Origin of the sequence: Nitrosospira briensis C-128, from assembly GCF_000619905.2 — a bacterium.
GTDB classification, from domain to species: domain Bacteria; phylum Pseudomonadota; class Gammaproteobacteria; order Burkholderiales; family Nitrosomonadaceae; genus Nitrosospira; species Nitrosospira briensis.
Genome location: NZ_CP012371.1, coordinates 1,522,638 through 1,548,312 on the forward strand (window position 1 = coordinate 1,522,638; position 25,675 = coordinate 1,548,312).

Here is a 25,675-nt window from a genome sequence, read left to right on the forward strand (position 1 = left end):
GCCGAGTGTTGAGTATTCGCGCCGTAAATCGCCTCACCAGGATACAGCAGGCGACTCCGGTCGGCATGCCCTCGCGCAATTTCGTCTTGCTGGCATTGATAACACGCTTCATGCTGGCCGCACTATCCATCGTTATCGCGCCTGCATCAGCGGGCGAAAGCGATAACGGAGGAGAAAGCGCCCGCCATGATCGCGAGGCGGAAGCCGGCATGAATATCCAGCTCGGCCCGCGTCCTTTTTTCCTCGTCGAAGACATGGAGCCCGGCAAACTCAAGAGCAGGCTGCAGCGCTGCGGCAACGGGCCATTCCGTAAAACCGATTTTTCGATTGGCCACCGTGGCGCGGCCCTGCAGTTTCCGGAGCATACGAAAGAGTCCTATGAGGCAGCCGCACGCATGGGCGCGGGCATTGTGGAGTGCGACGTAACCTTTACCCGGGACAAGATACTGGTCTGCCGTCATTCGCAATGCGATTTGCATATGACGACCGATATTCTCAATACACCGCTGGCGGAAAAATGCAGCAGGCCTTTTATACCCGCTCAGTTCGATGCTTCCGGAAATCTTGTTCGGGAGGCGTCCGCTCGATGTTGCACCAGCGATCTCACCGTGGATGAATTCAAAAGTCTCAAAGGCAAAATGGACAGCTTCAACCCCGCAGCGAGGAGTTTCCCGGAATATCTGGGTGACATCCCGGGTTGGCGTACGGGTCTGTATGCCGGCCCCACCAGCGGGACTCTCCTTACCCATAAAGAAAGCATACGACTGTTCACGGACCTGGGCGTAAAAATGATGCCTGAGCTCAAGAGCACCGGTATGGCGATGCCTTATGACAGCGATGGCGATGGTGTGGGCGACTACACACAGCAGGACTACGCTCAACAGATGATCGACGAATACAAGGCTGCGGATGTCAATCCCCGGGATGTTTACGTCCAGTCGTTCGATATCCGCGACATACGCTACTGGATCGCCAATGAACCGCAGTTCGGCAAACAGGCAGTTTACCTTGACGATGCCAACGTCGTCGCTGATCTGCCCCAGGCCGCGCAACTGGCCGCATACAAGGCCGAGGGCATCAATATCGTCGCTCCGCCCCTGTTTGCCCTGCTGGCTACCGATGGCAGCGGCAACATCGTGCCCTCCAGGTACGCCGGACAGGCGAAGTCCGCGGGACTCGACATGATTACCTGGACGCTGGAACGCTCGGGAATTTTGGCGGATGGCGACAACGGCTTTTATTATCAGACTTTCGACTCGGCGATCGCGCGTGAAGGCGATGTGATGAAAGTGCTGGACGTGCTCGCGAAGGATATCGGCATTATCGGCATCTTCAGCGACTGGCCGGCAACCGTGAGCTACTATGCCAGTTGTATGAACCTTCGCTGATCGCTGATAGCCGATAGTGGACGTGTCTGCCTGATACCGACCGGATATGCGCCATGCAGGATCCCGGTCAGGCGTTTTGTGCGTCGGCATAGCGGCATGTTGCCGCGCCTTTACTCCCCATGACCGATCACCTCGGTTGAAATAAAAGTAGGTTTAAGCTGCCTCATCTCGTCGGATGTGCGTGCGGCATCCGACAGATTCTGCGATAACGCAGCGGTAGCCTTCGCCACATCGTCTCCTTGCGATGTGGCGCCCGAGGTGGTGGCGGTGACTGCGCTGGCGTCCGCTACCGGCGTGCCGGTGGAAGTGCCTGATACGGAAATGTTATCCGCACCCAGCACAACTTGTGCGGCGATATTGAGGTTACCCGCCCGAATGCCGGCATCACCCGCATTCACCGTGCCTCTGGGCGCAATCAGGTCAATGTCCCCTGCGGCTGCGCCGCCGCTGGAAAGCGCCCCGATCCCGCTGCCTGACGCAGCTCCCTGTAGTTCCTGGGTTACATTGCCCTGCGCATCCACCTTGACGACCGGCGGCGGCACTGCGGCCGCGGTCTTCTTGCCTTTACCGGCATCGATATCGCCTTCGCTCGACCATAACAGGACATCGCCACCGCCCACGGTAAGGATGCGTGACTGATTCACGAGGATGTCGTTGCGGGCGAAGCCGCGAATGTTGCCGTCAGCCACCACCACCATGCCCAACACATCGTTGCCTGTGCTTATCAGTACTTCCGGCGTATTGCTGAGGCCGACTATCACGCCTCCTCCCGGTGCCATGAACTCGATGTTGCCGCCGCGCTCGGTCTTGATGCGACTGGCGAACAAGTTGATCTCTCCCTGATAATTCTTGAAGCTTCCGTCCGGGTTTTGTTCCCGTATGCCCGGGAACACCAGTTCCAGCGCCGCATAACCCCGCTCATAGTCGGCGGCATAAGGACTTTCGCGATTGTTCGAGTCCCGCCCGGTAACGAGCAACGCCGAATAAATCATCTCGCGCACCAGGCCGCGCTGGGCTTCCCCATCCTGCGCCTGTACCGCTTTCACTGCTTGCAGCGCATCGGAACCGCTCAGGACATCATTCCCCACCAGCCAGCGCGCCTGCCACAACAGGGCATTATCCGGGCTGCCGCCCGCCTTTTCCAGTTCAGCTACCAGTCGGTCGACAGCGCCGGTATAATCGATTCCCTGCGCGCCCATTCCCGCTGCGACATCAATATCGGCGCCGCCGCGGGGCAGTTGCGCATTGTCGAGATCACCGCGGCTGACGATGCCCGCCGACGTCCCCAGATCGATATTTCGTCCCGCGGTCACCTCCAACCGGCCCAGACCGCCCACCCAGATCCTGGCATTGTCCGTCCGGTCGTTACCGGAGGTGAAGGCGACATCCCTGCCCGCCACCACGCGGCTGAGATCGCCCGCGTTGACGTGCTGCGCAACGATACCCACGTCGCGTACGTCCTGCCCCGCACGGAGCTGAAACGCCTTGGCAAGGTCGAGAGTCAGTTCATTGAAATTACCCTGGATATCGCCCGCAACGGCGTAGACTCTCACCGGCCGCGTATCGCCCGCATGGACAGGCGTGGTGGCATGGACAAGTTCCCGATCAGCAGGGCTCACGGTGGAAAGCGGAAACTGATTCGGTTTTATACCCGGCCTGATCGCAGTCGGGATCAGTGCCGGATCCCGGTCGCTCATGACTACCGGCGTATGAATATTGACGGAATCCGATGCGAGCAGCTCCAGGTTTCCGCGCCCCGCGGGACTCAGCACCGTTGTGCGCGTATCCGGCAGGACGATGCTTCCCTGAAACGCCGTAACCAACAGGCTGGGCGGCAGGATGGACAACAATTCAGTCGTATAGGTATTAGCGGATACATTAAAACTCAGCGGCGCCCGGTAAGCATTTGTCAGCACGCTGGTATCGTTGTGCAGCGTCACCGTTCCATCCAGGCTCTGCAGATGCACGCCGCTGTCTTCGCCGTAAGACGAAAACAGGCTCCAGCTGGGATTGGTGGAACTGGGCGCGCTGGCATTGAGATTGAATGTCGTCCCCCTGCCGGTGGCCTGAATCACGAGATGCGGATTCAGCACGGAATGAATGTTGACATCTCCTTGCGCGCGCACCCGCGCCTGTGTGTCGCTTAAAGCCAGGATAGTGTAGAGTGGTTTGCCACTCACGTTCTGCCCGCTGTCTATCCTGCCGCCCACATTCACGACCAGATCTCCGCGATCCGCATAGTATTGCCCACCCAGCAGATCGCCGCCGGTTTCCACCCGCACGTCACCGCCACCCGTCTTCACCAGACTGCCCGCATCCGGTGTCATGGCCGTCATGCGCGCTTGGGCCGGCGTGCTGGCGGAGAGGTTTTGGATCCTGCCGCCAGCGGTCAGCGTGACATCGCCGCCGCCCAGCGCCCCGACGCCTTGCTGGAACTGATCGAAGCGCACCCACCAGGCAGGCTGGAGCGTATACGCTCCGGTGGTTTCATTCAGCCGGCCCTGGCGGAATAACCAATTGGAATAAAGTTGCGCTGACGGCGATCCGATGATATCGCCCATTGCCGTCATGCCGATGCTTCCCCCGCCCTGGCTGAACTGGGCATCGGCAGGCGTAATGAAACCATCGGCCACATCTGCCACGCGCCCAGCGGTGTATATCGCCGCCTTGCTGTCGGCAAGCTTGATGTCGCGTCCGGCGGACATGCGGATATCTCCCGTGCCGGTGCGTATCAGCTTGCCTGCTGCCAGAGTGATGTCGCCACTGCCCGCCCTCACTGCCAGCGGGTCGGCAGCGCCGGCATCCGCTCCACCAACCAGCCGGTAACCCCAGGAATTTCCCGTGAGCAGGGTTGCGGGGGTCATACCGCTGCTGAATGGGGTCGCAACGTTGAATCCATCCGACAGATTGCTGTTAATCCTGAGGTTGCCCCCGGCACGCAGGGTCAGCATGCCGGGTTCGCCACCCGCTCGGCTTACGCCGAGATTCCAGTCCTTGCTGAGCGTGATATCCCCTGCCGATCGTACCTCGACACCGGGACGCACATGAAAAAGGGTATCGCCGGTCTTGCCCAGGCGCGAGGCGATCGCGCCGGCGTGGGACGCAAAGTGGGTGTTATCGGCGTTCACTGTGGCAAGACTCAGCGTTGTACCGCTACTTGTGCCGGTATCGGTGAGCGTGGTGATATTGCCGTACACCTTTACCGCCTCCACCACGACCGATCCGGCTCCGCTGATACTGCTGTCGATGGCGCTCACTCCCACCTCATCGCCTGCACTCGAACGGGGGGCGCGCAACAATACCTTGCCACCTTCGCCGGGTTGGCTGCCGCTGCCGCCATGCACATCCACCACGCTGCCCGCGGCCAGGTTCAGCTTACCTTCCGTCGTACCGATCTCGACTTCGCCGCCACTTCTATTCGCACCCGTTGCGTAGGCGTCGAGCCTGGCGCCCGTCAGCACGGTCACGTCATTCCCTGCGTAAAGATTGATACTGCCCGCATCCTTGCCTGAGGCGTCAATGTGGCCGGCCACGCCCAATTTGCCACCATCCGCAGCGATGTGTATTTCTTTTGCCTTGACGGTATCGGCTGCCGCCAGATGGATATCGCCCGTGCGTACGCGCAGCGTTCTTGCGCCATCGAATCCACCCTGGTTGAGTGCCGTATTAAGTGTGGAGAAATCCGGCAGCATCGCCACATCCAGCTCAAAACGCGCCCCATCGCCTCTCGCGCCGCTGTTATCCGCCGTGGCCGAACCCTGCAGACTGCTCGCGGCAATGTTTGCGGTACCATTGGCTGCGCGCATGATTACTTTGCCGGCATCGCCGCCCTCTGCGCCGGATACATTCACCCGCGCGCCGTCTTGCACGAGTATGCCTCCGTTATCGCTTGCCAATTCGATCATGCCGCCTGGTGCTGTACGGATCGCATCGAAAAAAACCACCGGCCGGCCGGCCACATTCAATTCGCCATTTGCGCCCAGCACCAGATTTCCGGCGGTTGCCGCAAGTTTGAGCTGTCCTGATGGCAGAATTGCCTGAGTGTCGAACGTCACCTCCGTACCCGACAGCACCCACTTCGCGCCCAGCGTGTTTATCGCCGCAAGAACACGATCGGACGCCCTCATAGCGGCATCGAGCCTGCCGCCTGCAGTCAGCGTCTGATCGGCGCCTTGCTCGCCGCTGATCCGCGCCACATTCAGATTCGTGTTTCCGGTGGCGCCGATATCGGTGCTGCCGGTACCGCGTCCGATCAGTTCGGTCACCATGACGTCAACCTGAGAAAATCCCTGGATGGCTTTGACGCCTTCGCCCAACACCAGTTTATCCGCCTGTATTGCCAGCGTGCCGTTGCCGAGCGCTCCGCCTGGCGTGAAGGCCGCTGCCGCCGGGTTTGACAGCGCGATGCTGTTCGCACGCAGATGTGCGGTTTTACCGCCATTGTCGAGGCCGGCCAGTCCGGCACCCTGCAGATTCAAGGCTTGCAGCGTCGGTTTGCCGTCCGCGTTTACCCCGCCAATGCTGACATCTCCATACAGGTCGAATGTCTTATAGCTCGTCAGCGTCAGTGAATTCAGACTGTTCAACCCATCGAGTTCGCCCTGGCCGAGAGTCAGGCCGTCGGCACCTGCCGGTGCATCACCAAAATTAACGCGTGCCGCGCCAATCGACAAATTTCCAGCGACCGGATTACCCTTGCCATCCGCAAAAACGGGCAGGCCCGCGAACGTATTCTGATGGGTGGCATCCAGCGTAATCGAATTCGATGCATGAATGATGCTGCCGGCTTCCCCGGCCAGCGTACCCCGGGACTGATCCGGACTGCCGCTACGCGAAAAACCAGCGACCGTGGAAGCCGCCCGCACGAGCGCTCCGTTTCCATCGGCGCTGTAGCTGCGCATTCCACCCGTACTCATCGCATTGCCTTGCGCTTCGATGGCGCTGCCGGCTTTCAGCGTGAGGGTATCCTTCGCCGCAAGGATGATTTCATCGCCTTTCAGGGCGTGACCGGCGTCATTGGCCAACGTCACCTTATCCGCGCCGACCGTGAGGCCGATCGTAGTGCCGCCGGTGGCAGAGTTCGCGACACCCGCGCTGCGCGTGCCGCCCAGCAGCAGGCTGGTCGCGCCCATGGCGTTGAGTGTAGCAGCCTCGATGCGGGTAGCCAGGGGATCGATTCCCGATGGGTTGCCGCTGGTGACAACAATGTCGGGCGCGCTGATATCCACTGCCGCCCCGCGGCCGCCTTCGGCTGCGGCCAGCTTGAAAATGGCATCCAGCGTCAGGCCACCGGTGGTCTCCAGGGTGAGCAGGCCCCCATCCTGCGGACGGCTGGAGTCGTTTGCAAAAAAATCGGACGCGCGGGTAAGCGTAATTTCCGACCGCTGCAAAACCTGATCGCGGGTCAGCACTTCAAATCCGCTCCAAAGTGCATCACGCGGGCCGCCCGATGCTGCGCGGCTGTCCGTTACATAGCCCGGCACAACCTGAATGCCGTCCTGTCTACTGTAAGCCTGCCCCGGCAGCAGATTGGATACGTCCGGGTTGAGCCGGACCGCATAAGCGCCGGGCAGCAGTGCGTAGTGGGCGGGTAGTAACGTGTAGGTGCCCGCTGACAGCCCAGGTATGCCGGAAAGATAGACGGCATCGCCCGCCGTGCGATCGAAACCGGTGTTTTCCTGCCTGTCGCCGGGTGCAAAGGAACTCGCGTAGCCCGGCAGGATGGCATAAATGCCCGGATCGTTCAGAATGTCGCGCGCCCCTCCCGGTCCCACGCTGAATTCGTAAGACTGCAAATCTCCCCCACCCGCGAGATGAACGGTGGCACCCGCCTGCATGTCGATATTCGCCGCCTGGGTACGAATGGATTTTTCAGACAATGCAAGCTGTGGGATATCCTGTGAGTCCGGCCTGTATAACCAGCTACGGCCATTCACGGTCATGCCGAAGGGAATCAGGCTGCCGGGAACGGCAGCGATGGAAGTCAGGCTTCCGTCCTTGAAAACAAGTGTATCGGCGGCAGTGAAAACCAGTTGGCCGAACGGCGCCCATATATTGCCGCCCTGGATGATATTCGCGGCGGTTACCGCAAGGCTCCCCAAGGCGGACAACGGCTGCGGCGGCCGTGTGGTATTGCCGCTGAATGTGACCGTTTGCCCTGGCGCCCGAATATCGACTTGACTATAGGTCGCAGGGGTAACCACCGCGCCATGAAAAATGAGATCGGCCGCACTCGACAGCACGGCTGTCGGACGCGGTATAGCGCCTGTGCTCACCCCCGAAAGCCTTACTTCCCGGGCGCCCATGAATTCGGAACGCCCCATGCCGGTCAGGCTGAGATTGCCCGCGAGCTCCAGCAACTGCGCGTCAGCCCTGAAGTTGCCGGTGCCCGCAACCGGTGTATTCATCCGATCCTGAAGCACCACATCGAAATTGCCCAGCCGGATGGTTTCCGCCTTCAGCGCGGCTTCGCCCCCTGCTGTCTCGATGCGCGGCGCATCCAGCACCAGCTCTTTCAATGGCAGGGCTCGATTGGCGCCCAGGTTCAGGCCGTTCTCCAGGCGGATCGCATCCAGGCTTTTCAGCGCAATGCGGTCGAAACCGGCTGCATCAAATGCCGTGGCGCCCAGCCGGGCCTGCCGTCCAAGTCCGACGGGGAGGGCGACACCCGGAACGAGGCCGCCCGCCTGAGGTGCCACTGTCTGCGCCAGGCTCAATACGCGCTCACCGGCGGGAAACCCTTTATCCTGTGGATTGCTCACATCCACAAGCCCCAGGACGAGATCAAGCGTGCCGTCGCGATTCGATGCGCTGCCTCCCCGCGCCATGATGCCGCCGTCAAGCAATATGCCTTCACGCGCAACGATGTTGACGGAGCCGGCGTCGCTGCCCACCCACTGCCCCAGGCCTCCGGCCGCGTTCAGAATATCCAGCCGGACCGGCACGGCGCCGGCAATGTTGATGTTTGAACCCGCTTCGGCGACGACATTGCCGAACTGTGCATTCAAGGCTACTCTGCCGCCGCTCAGCACTTCGCCCTGCGTCAGCCGCTGGTTGTCGAGATAGGTCAGCGCCAATCCGGATACGTCGAGTACGGCCTGTTTGCCCAGCCAGATGCCGTTGCCGGCATTGAAGTTGAACTCGTGGCTGTGATCGAGTGTCGCCGTAATGCTGCCGCCGGGAGCGGTGATCCGCCCCTGTATGTTCACCAACCGATCGGCGGCAAGCATGATTTCAGCCTTGGGGTCCGCCTCGATATGCGCGCCTGCGCCGATCAACAGATCGGCCGCTCCCTGCTCGTCGGGATTTCTCACCACGAAACTCAGATTTACCGGTTGGCGCACCAGGTCATCCAGTTTTACCTGGTGGCTGAAACCTTCGATCTTGCTGCCGCTCGGCCGTAGCGTATATTCGGGCAGCAGTTCCAGGCTGAGAACGGTCGGCTTGATCCGAACCCCCTCGGATAACGTCACGCTCTCGATTCCGCCAAGATTGATATTGGCAAAACCCGCGCGCTCAAAAAATCCCGTATCCAGATTCACTGTGCCGGAATTATTGTCCGGCGTGCCGCCTATCTGTATTTTGTTGCTGGAAACAGTGAGCGTGCCGCCACCGCCGAGGCCATGGCCGCGCACATTGTCGCCAAGGCCCGACAAGGCATTGCCCGACAGCCTGATTTCACCCCCGTTCCCTGCCATGACCTTGCCTCGGCCATCGACTTTGAGCCGGCCGCCGCCGGTGACATCCATCAGTGTATCGTGCCCCAGGGCGAGATTATCGGAAGCCGAGAGCGCGATCTTCCCACCATTCGGCAGCGCAACCTCGCCCGAGCCCGCGGGGACCCCGCGCAATTCGTTCACCCAGGCGCCTCGTGCCGAAAGTGTCACGCCATCGGCCACGACCATATCCACAGGGCCGGAAGCGATATTGACGTCGTTCCTGCGCGCATCGAGCACAATCGAACCGCTCGGGGCCACGATATCCGCATCGACCGTCAATCCTTGTGCGGTAATATTTATGCTGCCGCCTTGTGGGGTACGCAACGCCTCGCGCACCGCTACCGCCTGATTGCTGAAAATCTCCAGATTGGCGACCTTATCCTTGCCCAGCAGCGTAGGGCTGAGACGTAAGGTATTGACGAGATCGGGTGAAAGCGCATCACCAAACCTGAACCCGTCCGGCAGCGTGGCGCCGGTGCTGTTCAGTTCGACCAGCTGGTTTAATTTATAGTCATCTCCGGTGCTGGTGGCATGGGTAACTGCCCCGGTGCCCAGGGTCAGACGGGCGCCGGCAGGCATGACGCCTGCGTCACGCTGCACTTCGCCGACAACGGTGCGGCCCTGAACTTCCCCCTGCATCACGATGGCGCGCAGACCAATTACTTCCAGGGCACCCGCATTCTTTCCTTCGGTATAGCCTGGGTCATAATTGTAGCTCTGCCCCAGATCGATCACCTCTTTTACGTTCCAGCGTCCGAAATTCTGGATGTAACGGGTGGCAATGCCGTCGTAACGCACATCGGCGCGCGCACTGGCGATATCGGTCGTTACGCCGCGAGACATGACGAGGGTGGTGGGTACGCTGGCCGGGGTGTAGCGCAGGCTGCCGCCGGATAGATCGATCACCGCCCCGGATTCGATGATGGCTTCACCCAGCGAGTTCAGGCGCACCGTGCCACCCTGGGTCGAGCGCTCTGCGACGGTGCGTTCGAGACGCGCCTGATAGGATTGCAAACTATCCTTGGCGATCAGGGTAGGCATGCCTGTATTAGCGTTGTTCAGGGCACGGTTGATGTCGACATAAACCTTCTGGCCACGCAGCGGACCGTCGCGATTCACTGGGGAATCCTTCAATTCGTCCCCTCGCAACTCGACTTCCACGCCGTTACGTGCCGTGGAAACCTGCACGTTTTCGAGTCCGGATACGCTGATGCGGGCACCGCTGGCGATGTGAATGCGCGCCGTGCTGGAGGCAGGCAAATTAAATTGCTGCTTGAACGGATCATTATTCACGACCATGCCGGGATCATCGATGGCGATAAAATTCACCTCACCCGCTGGTGCATTGATTACTGCCCCGTTTTCCATCCGTATGTCCTGCCCCAGCACCCTCACCTGGGATGGGAGCACGAGGCCCGTACCCGTCAGCCCATCCACCAGACCGGTCTTGTCCGACATCTCCGGCAACACCTCCGTCAGGCTGCCACCGGCAAGAACCACGCGGCCCGCACGCGTCGAATTATCCTGCGCGGTTGCGGCGTCCTTGGCCAGCAGATAAACCGAACCGTTGGCGGTTACCGATGTCGTTGCCCGCGCGATACCCTTCTGGTTGACGGCATACCCCACCATGGTGACGTTGCCGCGCGGCGTGCTCAGTTCACCCAGGTTGGTGACGTGACCAAGCTTGTCCAGCGCGCCTTCTTTCAACGACACGGCCCGGCCATCCAGAACGCCATCCTTGATATCGGTGTTGGCCGTGTCGAAATCTCCCAGGCCGGCCGGGCTCTCCACTTCAACCAGCAGGCCGCGCACATTGGCATCCACCGGTTCGGCGGACGCCGAACGTAAAAATACCTTGGTGCCGGCAGCGGCGATCACCTGCCCGTCCGGTGCTTCCACCGTGCCCTTGTTGATCACCGTGGGGGCGATCAGCATCACCCGTCCCTGGCTCCCGGCTGTAATGCGCGCGCCTTCGAATACCTTGATGAACCCGCCCGCGCCTTCGAATTGGGGGACCGTTTTCTGCGTGGTCAGAAAAGCGTTAAGAATGAAGTTGTCGTGAATATCCAGGCTGCTGGCGGTAAAACTGCCGAGGTTCACTTGCGATGAGCCCATGAAGGCAATGCCGTTTGTGTTGACGAGAATGACGTTAGCATTTTGCCCGGCTGCCTGGGTGAGAATGCCGGCTATGACGCTGGGGTCGCTGTCCCAGACGCGGTTCAAGGTGGTGAAATTCGCGCCCTGCACCAGATTCTGCGCGGCAAGGCTCTCCACCTGCTGAAACTGTACCGAATGTCCGGGACTGACATTAAACGTTTCCCAGTTGAGGATCGCTTTTTCGCCTACCTGATTGACCACGGCCTGATGACCATGGTCCTGATAGCTCGCCTGACCTGCGGTGACAAAACCCGGCACTCCCGCGCCGCACCCGCCCCCGCAGGGCACCGGCAACTCGGCCTGCGCGGATGCGGCCAGCAAAAGTCCCGTTAGCAGCAACACCCTCCCGCCTGCCGCCTTGCCACGGCTGCGCGCCGTTTCCGCTGCGGGAACCCGCATTCCCAAAGCCGGGTTGAAAATCAACCGGTATATATTGCGATTCATCCGTCAGCTCCTTCAAGGATGGCCTGTCGTGCGGCTTTATGTAGCCGGTTCTCGTATGGGTCATTCATGTTTCACCATGCGTGCCGGACCAGAAAATGCACGCGTTTATCTCCCGCTTTCGTTCTGCCGGCTTCTTCCAGCGCGACGGCCCAGCTAAAGTCGGCCGATACGCTGTCCCAGCCTCTGATCCGCAGACCCATCCCGGTGCCAGCCAGATCGAACCGGTCCTTCTGTCCCGGCAATGGCTGCTGCACACGCACGGTTCCGCCGTCGATAAAAGCCAGCAGGCGAAACTCATTCAGCGCCTCCAGCAGATAACTGGCGTAGTCGGGCGTAAAAACTTCCAGTTGCCCGGTCGCGCTATCGTCGCCCAATGCGGCAACTTCATAGTAGCCACGCACCGTGCTTATCCCGCCCACGATGGTTTGCTCATTATTGATAAGCGGTTGCGCCGCAATCTGCCAAGTCGCCCGGCCGGTCACGCCCCAGCCCTGGCGCATGGTTTCGGTATGCGAAAAATTACCACGCAGAAATAAGTAGTTCGAATGCGCCTTGAAGCGTTTGTTGGCGAATTCCGTTTCGCTTCCCACCAGTCCGCGCACGTGGAAATTCAACGACAGCCCCAGTTTGGTAGTACGCCCCTCTCCCATCCAGGTACCATCCCAGCCCACGGTGAAAGGCATGTAAGTGATCGGCGTATTGAAGTTGCCACCGTCAATGAGATTGATTTTCTGGGTAAAATCCTTGTAGTCCATCCCAAGCGTTGCGGTATGGAAGAATTTCGCGCCGCCGGGGAGCGGCAGGATGTAGCGCCCCCCGAATATCATGCCATTCCCAAGCACATTGAGCGTACCCAGCGAGGCGACGGTGGATGCGGAATAGATGCCATACAGGGCGAGAAACCCGCCGGATTCCAGCGGCAGCGTATAATTGGCGGAAAATACCTTGCTCTGGTCCGGGTTCTCCGGCGTAATGAGCCCGGTCAACCCCAGGCTATGCTGCCTGTGCCACAGGTTGTCCCAACTCAGGTTCGCGCTGAGCCGTGTCAGCGTCGTATTCGGGATCTGCCGGCTATTCAGTTCCACGCTGCCATGCAGCGGCAACTGATCCTTCACTTTCAGATCGACTTCCACGGTGCCGGGTGTTTTGCCGGCCCTTAACACCGGCGTGATCCTGCGATCGGCCGAGCGATTCAAGCCGGCAAGCTGTTTCTGCATTTCCTTGAAATTCGGCACATTCCCCTCGGCCAGCTCAGGCACCGCGGCCTTGATATCGGCCGGGCTGAAATAGCGCGAATCGACCACGCGCATACGTCTCACCGGCGCCTCGGTTACTGCCAGCCTGACCACTGCGTCCTCTACCTTTTGCTGCGGGATGCTGACCAGCACCGTCAGATAACCCGCGTCGTGATAGGCGCGTTCCAGCGCATCGCGCGCCTGTTCCACATCCGCCAGCGTTTTATTTTCACCCAGGTAAGAATAAACCGCCTGTTCCACCACCGTGACAGGCAGCAATGTCGCGCCTTCGACCCGATATTCGAACACATCGAATTGCGCATCCTGCGCATGGGATGCCTGCATCCATCCAGCAAGACAAAACAGGCAGCACACCCGCAATACTTTATTTACTGTTCGCCACATTCGATCAATATTCACAAGCTGGGCTCAGACCGCTTTTTACATAAATGCAAATGGGACAACCCGGAATGGGTTGTCCCGAACAACTTATCGGCAGCGTTGCACCGCCGTTAGAGCGCGATGCCTACTGGATTGCAGGCTGGCAGGAGTTGCCGAGACGCGCGCCCTTGGAGGTGGGGCCGCTTGAACCGGCGGCCGGCGTGGCGAAGATACCCTTCAGATCGCTTTCCCCCAGGGTGGCGGCGGCTGCGGCGATCAGGTCCGTACCCGCAGCGCTGGCAGGGCTGACCGAGCCCCCGGCCGTAAATGCGGCCAGTTCATACCAGAAGGAGTAAGAACCATCCATCGCTTCCGCGCGCTGTTGGGCATCGGAGTTGGGCGACACGCGATCCAGCTTGACGAAGGCCCAGCGGTCGGCCGTGGCGGTGGGCGCCGGGGTATTTTCCGCGGATACCACGCCCAGGGCGAATTGGCCCGCACCGGTTGCCGTATTCAATGCACTCTTCACGCCGCCGGTACTGGATTGCTCGGTTATCACCACCGTCGGCGTGCTGCCTGTCGCCCGAGCGGGCTCCAGCGAGCCTCCCGACAATCCGGTGGAGCAGGGCTTGGCCAGGAAACGCATGTTCGAAGCGGATTGGGTGCCGGAAGTGGGAACGCGCCGGACAAGATTGACGATGGAACCCGCGGGGCCTCCAAACAAGCTGCCGTCCGCGCTACCAACCGTATCCCTGTTGGCGATGGCACTATAGCGCTGGGCTGGAAGGCTGGGCTGGCAGGAAGCGGGCGTGAGAACAGGGGCAGTAGGGGAGCCGTCATCGCAGGTCGAAGCCAGTATACCGCTGGCGACATCGTTCTTCTGCAACTGGTGGTACAGCGGATAGCTCACCGCCACGCCAAAAGCCTGGCCGACGTTCGTGGCCACTTCACCGCCGATTGCGCCCAGGTCAAGCCCGATATCGAGATTTTGCCGGTTGATCAGATACTCGGTATCCGAAAAGCCGCCATCGGGGTAGCTCTCCCCGGGTTTGCCCGCCGCATCGCCCTTGAGTGAAGCAGTGAAGGTCTTGGTGATGGTGTCGCTACAATTGTTGTAGCGCCCGATGGGGTAAGCCACCCCGTTGAGCGTGACATTTGTGATTGCGGGCGTACCGGCCGCACATTTGCCACCCGCACCCAGGGATTTCAAGTCATTGACGCGCTTGAGGTTGCCCGGCAGATAACCATGGGGATTCGGCTCACCCGCCATGCTCAGGTGCGGAGCGTAGGCGTTGAAGGAACCGCCTTCCACGGTGTGATACACCACCACTTTCTTCCCCGCCAGCGAACCTGCGGCTGAACTCATGGTGCAGGCATAGGCGACCCGGTCGCCGCTGCTCTTGCCGGGCTCGGTGCCCGCGCCTTCCAGGTACATATGTGCGTCGTTGGCGCCGCCGTTGCCGGCCAAGCCATTGCAAAGCGCCATCACGCTACGGAATACGGCATTGGTGGGGGCCGACGCGCCGGATAGCCACACGTAGGTGGTGGGGCCTGCGTTGACCTGGGCGGGGGTCAATGCGAACGCGGCCTGGGCGGCGCCAAGCGCAGCCACAGCCACAGCGATCTTGCTCAGATTCATTTTCATCTTGATATCCTTTTAAACTGATTGGTACAGCGAACGAGCCTGCGTCTTTCCGATTTCCCAACGGGGACATGGGCAGGCAAAGAAATCATGGCAGCCTGTCTGACTTGAAGAATCGCAGCGAAAAAGTGACTGGGTGAGGGCAGATTTTGCGGATTTTGAAGGCCAATAGTTATTCTATTGGCCGAAAAAGCGGCGAAATATGAACCAGCCAGACGCTTTTGCAGCCGATTTCCTTTAAGTCCGACAGGCTGCTAGACGCCGGTGCGGCGGCGAACCATCATGCCGAGCATTCCGAGGCCTGCCAGCAGCATGGCCCAGGTATCCGCTTCAGGCACGGCGCTTACCGCCGAGAAGCTGAGGACACCGGCTTCGTTCAGGGTAAATTTGCTGAACTCGCCCGTACCGATAACGCTGTCGTGATTCAGGTCCACACCGAAAGGCGTCTTGACAGCCTGGCCGAAGGGGCTAGCAGGGCCCGTGGAGCCAGCAGGGCCGGTGGTCAGAAACCAGAAATTCTGTTCCGTACCCAGCGGCATGGTCGTATCGACCGTGGTTTTTGCTACCCAGTTGTCACCTTGTGTCAACCCTCCGATAGCACCAAAGAAAGTATTGGATGCGTCGGTCGGCATGGCGACACTGGCGCCATTGGCATCGGTGACATGGGTGCCACGGCTGTTGTTGGCATTGATATACTGTTCCATATTCTGAAACCCCTTCAGGTTGGCATTCGTCAGACCTGGAGCTTTCTCGACATTCATGGTGCTCAGATAGCGACTCCCACCGACAGTGTCGTAATCGGTGTTATCCAGAGCGATGACGCTGAACTCGATACGGCTTGCGTTGGCGGGGCCAACGAAACTCAACAACTGGTTCCAGGAAGCGCCGTAGGCGCCGGTGGTAAGATCCCAGGCCTTGCTAAAGCCGGCCTGGCCATTAGCGGCGATCATATCGTCCATCCGCATGCCGAGATCGAACAAAGCGGAAATGTCGTCGCCGCCGGAGGTGGCGGATGTGCCGCCGTAGTAACGCACGTTGAGCAGCAATTCGCCATTGCCGCTAACGCCGCCCTCCATGAAAGCAAAGGCCGGCGCCGAGGCTCCCATGATGATGGCGGCTGCGAGTGCGCCAAGCTTGAAATTCATTTTCATTACCGAATACTCCCTAAATAGTTAATGTTGCAAACATTCAGATCAACCTATTGGAGCAACCCGGCTGCCTCCGCTTGTGCGTAGACCCGCAGCTTTCCGTCCCCGCCTCGCGACAGGTTTGGCTTTGTTCCTGAACGGCTCAAGCGCTTGCGCCTGTTACCGAACCCTTGCCACTATATGCAGCCATCGTGAAGCGCGCGTGAAGCGATCCCGTGGTTTTCGTAGTACTTTTTGTCCATTTTTTCTGTGCACGGCACCCGCGCTTAAACGTGGTCGAAAACGTGGTCGACACCTGGTCATGCCGCTCCCAATGCTAGAGATGCCATATGACGGTAGATAGGGAGTTCGCCCGGGCTTTTCATGAAGCGTTCGGACTATGCGGCAGGAACCGGAGCTTGGTGCGCCGAGGAGGAGGGGCAGGGAAGGAAGCTGCGGCACCCCTGCGAAGGGTCGTTTAAAGCGTGAGCTTCAACGCCATTGCCTTGGCTACCGCATGAGCCCGGTTATTGACATTTAACTTACGCAGAATCTTTTGAACATGGTTTTTAACGGTAAGCGGACTGATATCGAGCAAATGCGAAATTTCGAGATTGTTCTTGCCCATTTGCACATAGCGCAGGATTTCCGTCTCCCGATCCGTGATGAGCTTCCTGCTTTTTTCCACCGTAACGCCGTGCTTGCAATCGCGCTCGTGGAACAGCATGCGTACCAGCGCAATATGCATGTGAGGCATCAGCAGTTCGAGAAAATAGGCGTGACGCTCGGTTAATGCACAGGAAATTTGCGTAAAGGCGAACAGACTCCGGACCCGGCCATTGACATCGAACATGCCGTGCGCTGCGATGCGTTCCAGATTGTCACGCTTGAGGTCGTTTGCGAAAAGCTTGTATGCAATGCCGTTCGAATTTTGTGGACACAGCAGGAATGGCTGGTTCTTGCCTGCAGCCCATGCCGACATGACGCGGGTCATGACACCGCCATCCGGCCGGCAAAGCTCGGAAAACGTAGCATCGTTTATGCTGGTACGGCTGAATTTTTCCATGCTGACCGACTGGCCGGATCCTTCATCGAATATGCATATGAGCATGCCATGCGGTAAAAGACTTTGCACCTCGCCTTGGGCCCACAGGAAAAATTGATGACGCAAGGAAATAGCCGTCGATGAATCAATAATCCGAAACAGATATTCCGTTTCTCTCTCTGTCAGCGTAATGCTCCTCATATACCGGCTCCCGTGCCTTGATTTTTATTTGTGCCGCATGCCCGGCAACGATATTGGCACCGCTGTTCTTGTTCAACCTTGGCAGCCCGCTCATTCTCAGCATGTTGCATGACGGGATAATTAAGGAAGCGTGTCAAATAGATGAACATGATGCTGGGCAGAAAGGATCATGCCCACTTGCTTGCGCAGGCGACATCCTGTGACGATGTCATTTTTGCGCGATACGGAATATCGTTGGCGGGAATCGCCGTCAATTTCATGGGTATTGCCCGACGGCATCACAGCCCATGACTAATACTGTGCGTTTCCGGAAGGAAAACCTGGCGGCTGGGGAACGGGATCGGCTTCAGCCGATGGGTCGGGAGAAACCGGGAATGGCGGTTGTTCCGGTTGCGCCCGGGGTTGAAGGTCTCGCCCTGGTTCGTTCCACGGCTGAGAATGGGGCTGTGATGGTGGGTCTGCCTGAGGCTGTGATTGTAATTCCGATTGTGGCGAGGATCCGCCGGCTTCTCCTGGCAGATAAATGAACTTCCAATCCTGATAAGTTACCGCTTCCGCGAAAGTGGCATAGCGTTCCTGAAAATTAGCTCGCTTGAATGGCTTCCGGGTCGAGAGACTGTGCACGCCGATAATTCCAATGCCTGGCTGCTTGATCAGCCCCCATCGGGCAAAGCCTGTCACAGGATCAAAAAAGATTTTGCGTAAGTGCCGCTTGATTATCGGGAAGCGGTCGTCCGCAAGCAATTTCTCCAGAGAATCAGGGTAGCGCTTGGGCATCCCAGGTGAATTCTCGTAGTACGACCCTATCGCCAGCCTGAATTGCTCGCCGACGAACATGAGCTCCACTTCTTTTTCCCGTCGTGCTTCGGTTTGCCATACCTGGCCTGCGCCGGCCACCACGATGCCGATCAATGCGACCGCGAATAGCATCCAGATGTAGGTAAAACCGCTTTCCCCGCGCATGCCTCACTCTCGCTTACCACGCCTCATAAGAGATTCCATCGTTTGCCTGTTCAGGCGAACCGCTGCGCACGTCATAAACCCCATCGAGATCGCCGGGAGGGGAAACCACGATCCAGGTTTCCGCACTCTCCGTCAGCGGATCCACCGGAATGTTGCGCAAGTATCGTTTCTCCACCAATTCGACCAGCGTGCCGGGATAGCTGTCAGTATCAGCATGGAATTTGTCGATGGCATCGCGCATGATGTTCAGATCCTGCCGCAATACCGTTTCTTTGGATCGATGGAGTGAATTAAAATATTTTGGCGCCACGATGCTGAGCAAAGTGGCGATAATCGCCATCACTACCAGTAATTCGACCAGGGTAAAACCAGAGCAACTCCAGTTGATCGGTAGCGTTGCGTTGGCTTTTGTTTTCTCCGTCGACCGTATTCGCTGCATAATTCACCATGCGTCATAGGAAATGCCATTCAAACCAGCCTGTTGCGAATGTGAATACACGTCGAAAACGTCGTCTCCTTCCTGAGGACTATCCGGTGGACTTCCATAGGCACGCTTACCCCAGGTGTCGGCGTCGGTAAGTCCGGAATCGGTGGTCATGGGATCACGCGGTAATCGACGTAAAAAATAGATTTTGCGCTTTTCCGGATCCTTCGCATCGGGCACCCCTGCGACGAGATCCTCCAATTTGCGCGGATAACCAGATTCGTCAGCATTCCGGGCAATACGTCCATCGTTTACCGCCCGTTTGTATGCATCGATGGCTTCCCGTATTTGCCTCAGTCCTGTTCGCAGTTCTTTTTCCTTGTCGCGCTGCGAGGTGAGTTCGTATAAGGGCATGGCCGCGGAAGCCAGCACCGCCATGACCGCCATGACGATCATCAGTTCAACCAGCGTGAAACCCCGGCTGGATGATGGATTCACTGTCAAGCTACCGTTTGCCATGCCTCACCGGATATCGATGTTCGCTGCGGGCGGCAGGGTAACCTGTGCCGCCATCTCGCTTTCACCCGGCAATGAAAGATTCTGGACAGTGATCCGGGTTGAGCCTGATTCCACCGCGATAACCTTGAACCGCACCTCGGCAGTTGCCGCAGCACCTTCGCTCTTGCTCAGCTGCAACAGCCGCGCCCCCGTTTTTGCCCCTTCATCCAGCGCTTCGAGCGCACTCGCATCATAATTAAGTTCCAGTTCCGCGGCTGGCACGCTTTCGCCACCCGCAAGACTTATATTTACCGTAAATTCCTTGCCGGGAGACGCCTCCGTAGGTGCCGTCAGGGTAAGGACTGGTGGCGGTGCAGTCTGTGCAGCGGAACGGGCAGGCTCCCCCTTGGGCTCATCGGATGGCTCTTCAGGCCGGACAACGGGTCTGGCAACTACGGCCGCTGAGGAAGAAGACGACATCGCAAGCGATCTTGGCGCCATCTTGGCAATGGTGACCGGAAACATTCCTGCGGCGTTCTCGGTACCAAATGAAAGTTGACTATCCGGTCTCGATGGGCGTGCAATATTGCGCACAATGCGCGGCGTAATGAGCAAAGCGATTTCTGTCTTGTTGCGAGTATGGTTCTGGCTCGAAAACAACCTGCCGACCCATGGCAAATCACCCAGCCCCGGTATTTTGTCGAAAGTGGTGCGCTCGGAGTCATTGATCAGGCCTGCCAGAATCTGTGTCTCCCCATCCTTCAACGCCAGCGTTGTGGTTGCGGTGCGTGTGCCTACCTGATAGGCAAGCCCCCCGTTGGTTATCGGTACTTCCTTGACGATATTGCTTACTTCGAGGCTGACGTTGATCGACACCTCGTCCCCTAACGAAACGATAGGCTCGACATCCAGTTTGAGCCCGACATCGAGATAACTCACCGATGACGCAACACCAACGTTGGCGGTAGCGGTCGTGGTAACCACCGGCACTTTATCGCCAATGAGAATCTTCGCCTTCTGACGATTCTTCACCCTGATGCGTGGATTGGCAAGCACGTTGATAATCCCGTCCTGTTGCTTGAGGTTAATCAAGACTGCCGGGTTGGTAATCACCGCGGTTAATCCGTCGATGCTGAACCCATTGCCATTGATCCCGCCACTGTTGATCTGGAAAGGCGGTATGGGATTCGGAAGGCCGGCGGCGGCGCCGGCCGCATTGAGCATGCTGACGTTGATTGAATCGGGATAGCGCAAGCCAAGATTGAGCAAGAGATTACGGGCGATTTCAAGCACTTCGACTTCCAGCATGACTTCGGGATCGGCCAGATCGTTCAACGCAACCAGTCGTTCGACCAGACGGATTGCCTCCGGCGTATCTTTCATCACAAAAAGATTCAACTTCTCGTCCACGTAAATATCTTTTGTTTTGACCAATCCCTTGACCATGGCGACGATCTGCTTCACATCGGTATTTGCCACATAGAACCCGCGCACCATCAACTCCTGATATTCCTTCTGCTTGGCCGCCGTGTTGGGATAAATCAGCAATGAGTTTTCGTTGAGCACCTTGTAAGCGAGTTGATTCGTCATGAGTAACAGCTTGAGTACATCGTTGATATTACTGTTACGGATCAGAATCGTGATTTTCGTATCCTGTTTGATGTCCTTGTCGAAAACGAAGTTGATCCCTGCGGTGCGGGCAATAATTTCAAAGACGGATTTCAGGTGAGTATCACGAAATTCCAGGGTCAGCGACTGTTTGAAGTCGGTCTTTAATACCGTCTCTGTTTTTTCTCCCGCCAGTTCCTCGGTGATTTGCTTCATGAGCCGACGGGCATCTCGCTGCATGGGGTTTTCCTGGAGTACCGATTGAATCTCGGTTTCGGCCCCGGACAAATTGTTGTGCGCCAGCAACGTTTCGACGTGCTTGATTTTGGCTGCATGGCGGCGCTCCACGTCCAGCGCGGCCAGGCCTGCGTGTGCACGCTCGTTTCGAGGGTTTATCCCAAGCACGTCATGGTATCCCTGCTGGGCGGCATCCAGTTTGCCTGACAGCCTGGCATTGTCGGCGTCGGTCAACAGACGTCCGGCTACCGCCTCACGCTGGCGCGCCAACACCGTCCGGATCTCGAGATTGTCCGGCTCCTCGCGCGCGGCCTGTTCCAGACTTGTCAGGCCCGGTGTCATCTTGCCCTCCGCAATAAGCCGTTTCCCTTCCTCGAACGCCTTGTCCGAAGCGCATCCGGCAAGCCCGGCCAACATCAGCACGGTCATGATGCATCCAACCGCTCTCATTGAAAATTTCCTGCCGTTCCACTGGTGGTGACAAGAGTCTGTCTTATGTTAAGGGGTAGATAAGTCAGGATGATCGCGTGATCGCTGACTTCTTCCACCCGATATCGATCGTTGATGTTTTCCCCGGCCTTGACCACATAATTACGTTCGGAAAGAGAAAGAAACACTCGCGTTTCATCCCCCTCCGTAACCTTACCGAGATATTTGAACGATAGGGGCGGCGGCGATGGCGGTTGGGGTTTCATGGCTGGCGGCGGCGGTATCCACGATTTACGGGTGAAAATATCACCTGCCTGTACGCCGAATTTTCTACGTTCCAACCGCTCGAGTTCCAATTGACCGGATTCATCTTTCGTGAATAGTCCCTCCTGGAGGGTCCTTTCTTCGGATGCCGATGACCCCGAATCCGCGCGATCCGCGGAAGCGCCGCCTTGCACCGCAATCGGGCGGGTTTCTCCGGACGCGGGTTGGGCGGTGTCCGAGTGGCCGTCTTCTCCGCTCACCCATTGGGCGGAAAGGAGCGCTGCCAACAACGCGCCGCCCAGCCACAATGTGCGTCCTTGCACGGCTCCTTTCATCTCTTGTCTTCGCTCAGATAGAGGTTGAATTTGAGACTTGCTTCGAGCAATTCGGAGTCCACACCTTCACGTTTGATGGCGATATCCACCAGGGCCATTGCAGGCACGACACGCAAGGCATCGGCAACAAAGCCACGTACCTGGGAATATTTGCCACGGACGGGCAATGCCATTTCATAGCGTGCAAGCTTCCAGTTTTTTTCACGGACCATGCGATAGTCGCTCCCGTTGACCTCTACATTGTGCTGCCCCGCAACCTGCACCAACTCCTTGATCCAGAATGGCGAGGAATCGATATGCGGAAAAAAGGCGTAGAAAGCCTGCAGCGCCTCATCGCCTTGTATTTTTCTGCCCGGTGCCATTGCAGGTTTTGTTTGCATAAGCACTTTCATCGCTTCGGCTTTGCCCATCAGTGCGCTCGATTCCGCACGGCGCGGCAACACTGCCACAATGAAAAAAACGACCGAAAAGATCATCAATCCGAAACCTATTTTTCCGGGTGTACCGAGTCGCGCCGTCTGCCAGCGCACTCGCAGCAAGGTATTCCTCAGGAAATCTCGATCCATGATGCCGTCAGGGAAAAAATAACCGGCTGCTGCGGATCTTCCCGCTTGATTTCATACTTGAGCAGATACGCATCCTTGAGAACCGGTTCACGCTCCAGGGCGCCGACAAAATCGAGCAGCGCCAGCATATTTTTCGCCTCGCCGCCAATCAGCATCGTGTGGCCGGAGGCATCCGGCTGGAATGACAGCAGAGCCACGTCGTGACCGGTCGCGTATTCGACGGAATCAAAAAGAGCCTCCCAGGGCAAATCAATCTCACTCAGTACTGCGTTGGCTCTTTTTATTTCCTGTTTTATTTCCCGGCCTCCGGGTGTGGATGCACCCTGCGGCAGCGTTTTTCGTTGCGTCCGGCGATCCATCCCCGCAATGCGCAAATCCCAGTAGGCCACCTCTTCCATGGCCGCTTTGAACTGGTAAAGCACACCTGTCAAAGCGGCTATGCCCAGTATCAACACGATAAATCCGGCGCTGCGAGCTTCCTGTCCGCCATCCGGGAAATTCAGATTCAAGCTGCGCATCAGCTTCCCCTGCCGGAGACCAGGACAGACGGGTAATGCAGTGGCGCAGGCTTACCCTCCGTCAGCAAGGGGACAACTTGCCAGCCGCAGTCGCCCGGCAGTCTCATTTCGGGATGATCCGGTGCAAACAGATAGACCGATTGGACCGCTTCTTTTTGTCGCGAAAAAAGGAGCGCTTCCTGGTCCAGTGCCGCAAGCAGTTCGTCTTCGGGACGATGCAGCATCCTTCGATTGCTTATGCGATGCCAGGCGCCATTCGACAGCAAGACAACACAAAGACGCCCGGTTTCGATCAGGGCAAACCACACCTGGGATCCATCAAACCGTTTACGCCATCGATCGAATGCGCTCGTCAGATAAGGCTTTATACTTTTCAACCTTACCTTGCGCCGGATGGCGATGTCCCCCAATCGCTCGAGCAGATTGCGCTCGATCGCGGCACAGACGGCCCCGCCACACGGATCCCACGCACTGATGCTGAGCGCCCATGTCCCTGCGCGCTCTCCGTACACCTCGCGCATGTGAAAAGCCGCGTATGCATACAGTTCACTGGGGCTCGCGATTTGCGTCTGTGCCGATACCACAGCGTATCGCACAAGATCGTTGGAAATAGTGATGCTCATGTCTACGCCAGCAGCATCTTCGATCATCTGCTCCAATTGCCCGAGAGGCGGTTCCCAGGCAGGCAAGCCCGGCTCGCGTTCGCAAGGCACCACGAGCCTGAGGTCCTCCTTCGGCTTTATTCCGCGGAAGGATCGCACCAGGTCGATCCGATCGGGGGCAAAAAAAACCTGTATCCGATCACGCAACAATGGTGACACGATTAGCCTCCTGTAAACTCGTTTGCCCCTTCATCACCATCGCTAGCGCGGCTTCACGCAGGAAACGGGTACCGCTTCGCTTCGCGGCCTCCTTTATTCGGCGTATGGGTTCCCGCGCTACGATGAGTTCGCGGATTTCATCATTCAGCACCAGCATCTCTGCGATTGCATTGCGTCCGCGGTATCCACTGCCGCGGCACTGGCCGCATCCTTTACCCGTACGAAACCGGAAGGTGCCCGCACCAGCGCGATCAATGCCCGACTCGGCAATCAACCGCTCGTCCGGGCACTCTTCCACCGCGCAATGCGTACAAAGCAGGCGAACCAGCCTTTGCGCGGCGATTCCGTTCAGGGCGGAAACAAAACTGTAGGGATCCACGCCCATGTGCGCAAAACGCCCGATCACGTCGAATACGCTATTGGCATGGACCGTGGTAAACACCAGATGCCCCGTCAACGCGGCCTGTATTGCGATTTGCGCCGTTTCGGGATCGCGGATTTCGCCGATCATGATCTTGTCCGGATCGTGGCGCAGGATCGAGCGCAAGCCACGTACGAAGGTCAATCCCTTTTTCTCGTTGACCGGTATCTGCAGCACACCCGGCAACTGGTACTCGATGGGATCCTCTATCGTGATGATTTTGTCCTGACCATCATTGACTTCCGAAATTGCGGCATAAAGCGTCGTCGTTTTGCCGCTTCCGGTGGGACCGGTCACCAATAACATGCCGTAGGGCTCGGCGCTGAGGCGGCGCAAACTCGCCATCGTGTCCTGGTCGAAACCAAGATGATCGAGTGTCAACCCCTCGACATGATCGGCAAGGGCCTGCCGGTCGAGGATACGCAGCACCGCATCCTCACCGAAAATACTCGGCATGATCGATACACGAAAATCAATCTCCCGACTCTGGATGGAAATTTTGAAGCGGCCATCCTGCGGTACGCGACGCTCGGCAATATCCAGATCGGACATTACCTTGATGCGGGAAATCACCTGTTCCGCCAGCTCCATGCCTTGCATCACGCCGATCAGCGTCAGTACGCCATCGATCCGGTATTTGATCGACAGGGTACCCATCCCCATTTCGAGATGAATATCGCTTGCCTGCGATTTATGAGCGTCATATAACGTGGAGTGAACCAGCCGCACCACCGGACTGGTGCCCTCGTTAATTGTCTTGAGCGAAAGATCTTCTTCTCCCACTTGTATCGCACTGCGCTCCGCCGCGGAAAGCACGCTATCCATCGCGCGCATCGTTTTTTCCTGTTGCGCAAAAAAAGCGGCCAGATCGGCGGGATGCACCAGATGCCACGTGGCTGCGACATCGATACATTCTTCTGCCCATGCTCTCAGATTGGGCGAAAATGGATTACCGACAGCAAAAAGGTATTTTTCTTCCCGCCGGAACAACGCGCACTCCTGCATGACCGCTTCGTTAAAAGACAGCATCTCGAATGCGGGATCGCATGTCCGCAGATCCTCCATTGTCAACACGGGCATCCTGAGCAGCCTGCCAAGCTCCATAACGAACTGGCCTGGCGCATAGCCGCAAGCTTCTTCCAGAACCGCCATGACTGGAACACCCCGATTCGACGCTTCCCGGCGTGCCTCGCCAAGCTGACGCAAATCGATCGGCTGCAATGCCGATGGCTGTAACGCGGATTCAATCACGC

General features: G+C 58.3%; 16 protein-coding genes and 1 riboswitch. Of the genes, 2 read left to right on the forward strand and 14 right to left on the reverse strand.

The genetic code is table 11. The features are described 5' to 3' along the window. Positions 1 to 5: 5 nt before the first annotated feature. Positions 6 to 1,388, forward strand: a complete 1,383-nt coding sequence (locus tag F822_RS06865; protein WP_231623591.1) for a glycerophosphodiester phosphodiesterase family protein — start codon at positions 6 to 8, stop codon at positions 1,386 to 1,388. Between the two features lie 110 nt (positions 1,389 to 1,498). Here F822_RS06865 and F822_RS06870 read toward each other — a convergent pair whose 3' ends face one another. The 5 genes from F822_RS06870 to epsA form a co-directional block, all read right to left on the reverse strand. Beyond that, positions 1,499 to 11,707, reverse strand: coding sequence for a filamentous hemagglutinin family protein (locus F822_RS06870; RefSeq protein WP_025041352.1), 10,209 nt, complete (start codon positions 11,705 to 11,707; stop codon positions 1,499 to 1,501). Positions 11,708 to 11,778: 71 nt separating this feature from the next. Then, positions 11,779 to 13,347 carry a ShlB/FhaC/HecB family hemolysin secretion/activation protein gene (locus tag F822_RS06875; protein ID WP_051536697.1) on the reverse strand — a complete coding sequence of 523 codons (1,569 nt, stop codon included), beginning with the start codon at positions 13,345 to 13,347 and terminating at the stop codon, positions 11,779 to 11,781. Positions 13,348 to 13,468: 121 nt separating this feature from the next. Next, positions 13,469 to 14,968, reverse strand: coding sequence for a hypothetical protein (locus F822_RS06880; protein WP_025041354.1), 1,500 nt, complete (start codon positions 14,966 to 14,968; stop codon positions 13,469 to 13,471). 251 nt (positions 14,969 to 15,219) lie between these two features. Further along, on the reverse strand, positions 15,220 to 16,116 hold the full coding sequence (locus F822_RS06885; RefSeq protein ID WP_025041355.1) for a PEP-CTERM sorting domain-containing protein: 897 nt from the start codon (positions 16,114 to 16,116) through the stop codon (positions 15,220 to 15,222). Between the two features lie 51 nt (positions 16,117 to 16,167). Then, positions 16,168 to 16,249, reverse strand: a riboswitch (cyclic di-GMP riboswitch). 321 nt (positions 16,250 to 16,570) lie between these two features. Further along, on the reverse strand, positions 16,571 to 17,338 hold the full coding sequence (gene epsA, locus F822_RS06890; RefSeq protein WP_025041356.1) for an XrtB/PEP-CTERM-associated transcriptional regulator EpsA: 768 nt from the start codon (positions 17,336 to 17,338) through the stop codon (positions 16,571 to 16,573). A gap of 141 nt (positions 17,339 to 17,479) precedes the next feature. Here epsA and F822_RS15280 point away from each other — a divergent pair, with 141 nt between their 5' ends. Beyond that, positions 17,480 to 17,629 (forward strand): hypothetical protein, encoded by a 150-nt coding sequence (locus tag F822_RS15280; RefSeq protein WP_156304365.1) that lies wholly within the window; start codon positions 17,480 to 17,482, stop codon positions 17,627 to 17,629. Here the strand turns inward: F822_RS15280 and F822_RS06895 are convergent, their stop codons facing one another. Genes F822_RS06895 through F822_RS06935 form a run of 9 tightly spaced genes read right to left on the reverse strand, consistent with a single transcriptional unit; the run spans position 17,630 to position 25,673 of the window. Further along, positions 17,630 to 18,301 carry a type II secretion system protein gene (locus F822_RS06895; RefSeq protein WP_025041357.1) on the reverse strand — a complete coding sequence of 224 codons (672 nt, stop codon included), beginning with the start codon at positions 18,299 to 18,301 and terminating at the stop codon, positions 17,630 to 17,632. Between the two features lie 13 nt (positions 18,302 to 18,314). Beyond that, entirely contained in the window at positions 18,315 to 18,740 is a 426-nt protein-coding gene (locus tag F822_RS06900) for a type II secretion system protein (RefSeq protein ID WP_025041358.1), read from the reverse strand. A 3-nt stretch (positions 18,741 to 18,743) separates the two neighbouring features. Next, complete coding sequence (locus F822_RS06905) at positions 18,744 to 19,244, reverse strand: type II secretion system protein (protein WP_025041359.1); 501 nt, start codon at positions 19,242 to 19,244, stop codon at positions 18,744 to 18,746. Between the two features lie 3 nt (positions 19,245 to 19,247). Further along, positions 19,248 to 21,518, reverse strand: coding sequence for a secretin GspD/PilQ domain-containing protein (locus F822_RS06910; protein WP_025041360.1), 2,271 nt, complete (start codon positions 21,516 to 21,518; stop codon positions 19,248 to 19,250). Continuing rightward, on the reverse strand, positions 21,515 to 22,096 hold the full coding sequence (locus F822_RS06915; RefSeq protein ID WP_025041361.1) for a hypothetical protein: 582 nt from the start codon (positions 22,094 to 22,096) through the stop codon (positions 21,515 to 21,517). The genes F822_RS06910 and F822_RS06915 overlap by 4 nt, the downstream gene beginning before the upstream one ends. Further along, positions 22,093 to 22,662, reverse strand: a complete 570-nt coding sequence (locus F822_RS06920) for a hypothetical protein (RefSeq protein WP_025041362.1) — start codon at positions 22,660 to 22,662, stop codon at positions 22,093 to 22,095. The genes F822_RS06915 and F822_RS06920 overlap by 4 nt, the downstream gene beginning before the upstream one ends. Continuing rightward, positions 22,644 to 23,180, reverse strand: a complete 537-nt coding sequence (locus F822_RS06925; protein ID WP_025041363.1) for a PilN domain-containing protein — start codon at positions 23,178 to 23,180, stop codon at positions 22,644 to 22,646. Before F822_RS06925 ends, F822_RS06920 begins: the two co-directional genes overlap by 19 nt. Further along, positions 23,180 to 24,001, reverse strand: a complete 822-nt coding sequence (locus F822_RS06930; RefSeq protein ID WP_025041364.1) for a hypothetical protein — start codon at positions 23,999 to 24,001, stop codon at positions 23,180 to 23,182. The genes F822_RS06925 and F822_RS06930 overlap by 1 nt, the downstream gene beginning before the upstream one ends. Beyond that, entirely contained in the window at positions 23,982 to 25,673 is a 1,692-nt protein-coding gene (locus F822_RS06935; protein ID WP_082204687.1) for a GspE/PulE family protein, read from the reverse strand. Before F822_RS06935 ends, F822_RS06930 begins: the two co-directional genes overlap by 20 nt. Positions 25,674 to 25,675 lie beyond the last annotated feature (2 nt).

Coding starts and splice junctions, on each gene's coding strand:
- F822_RS06870 (WP_025041352.1), bottom strand. CDS start 11,707: ATGAATCGCAATATATACCGGTTGATTTTCAACCCGGCTTTGGGAATG.
- F822_RS06875 (WP_051536697.1), bottom strand. CDS start 13,347: ATGTGGCGAACAGTAAATAAAGTATTGCGGGTGTGCTGCCTGTTTTGT.
- F822_RS06880 (WP_025041354.1), bottom strand. CDS start 14,968: ATGAAAATGAATCTGAGCAAGATCGCTGTGGCTGTGGCTGCGCTTGGC.
- F822_RS06885 (WP_025041355.1), bottom strand. CDS start 16,116: ATGAAAATGAATTTCAAGCTTGGCGCACTCGCAGCCGCCATCATCATG.
- epsA (WP_025041356.1), bottom strand. CDS start 17,338: ATGAGGAGCATTACGCTGACAGAGAGAGAAACGGAATATCTGTTTCGG.
- F822_RS15280 (WP_156304365.1), top strand. CDS start 17,480: ATGAACATGATGCTGGGCAGAAAGGATCATGCCCACTTGCTTGCGCAG.
- F822_RS06895 (WP_025041357.1), bottom strand. CDS start 18,301: ATGCGCGGGGAAAGCGGTTTTACCTACATCTGGATGCTATTCGCGGTC.
- F822_RS06900 (WP_025041358.1), bottom strand. CDS start 18,740: ATGCAGCGAATACGGTCGACGGAGAAAACAAAAGCCAACGCAACGCTA.
- F822_RS06905 (WP_025041359.1), bottom strand. CDS start 19,244: ATGGCAAACGGTAGCTTGACAGTGAATCCATCATCCAGCCGGGGTTTC.
- F822_RS06910 (WP_025041360.1), bottom strand. CDS start 21,518: ATGAGAGCGGTTGGATGCATCATGACCGTGCTGATGTTGGCCGGGCTT.
- F822_RS06915 (WP_025041361.1), bottom strand. CDS start 22,096: ATGAAAGGAGCCGTGCAAGGACGCACATTGTGGCTGGGCGGCGCGTTG.
- F822_RS06920 (WP_025041362.1), bottom strand. CDS start 22,662: ATGGATCGAGATTTCCTGAGGAATACCTTGCTGCGAGTGCGCTGGCAG.
- F822_RS06925 (WP_025041363.1), bottom strand. CDS start 23,180: ATGCGCAGCTTGAATCTGAATTTCCCGGATGGCGGACAGGAAGCTCGC.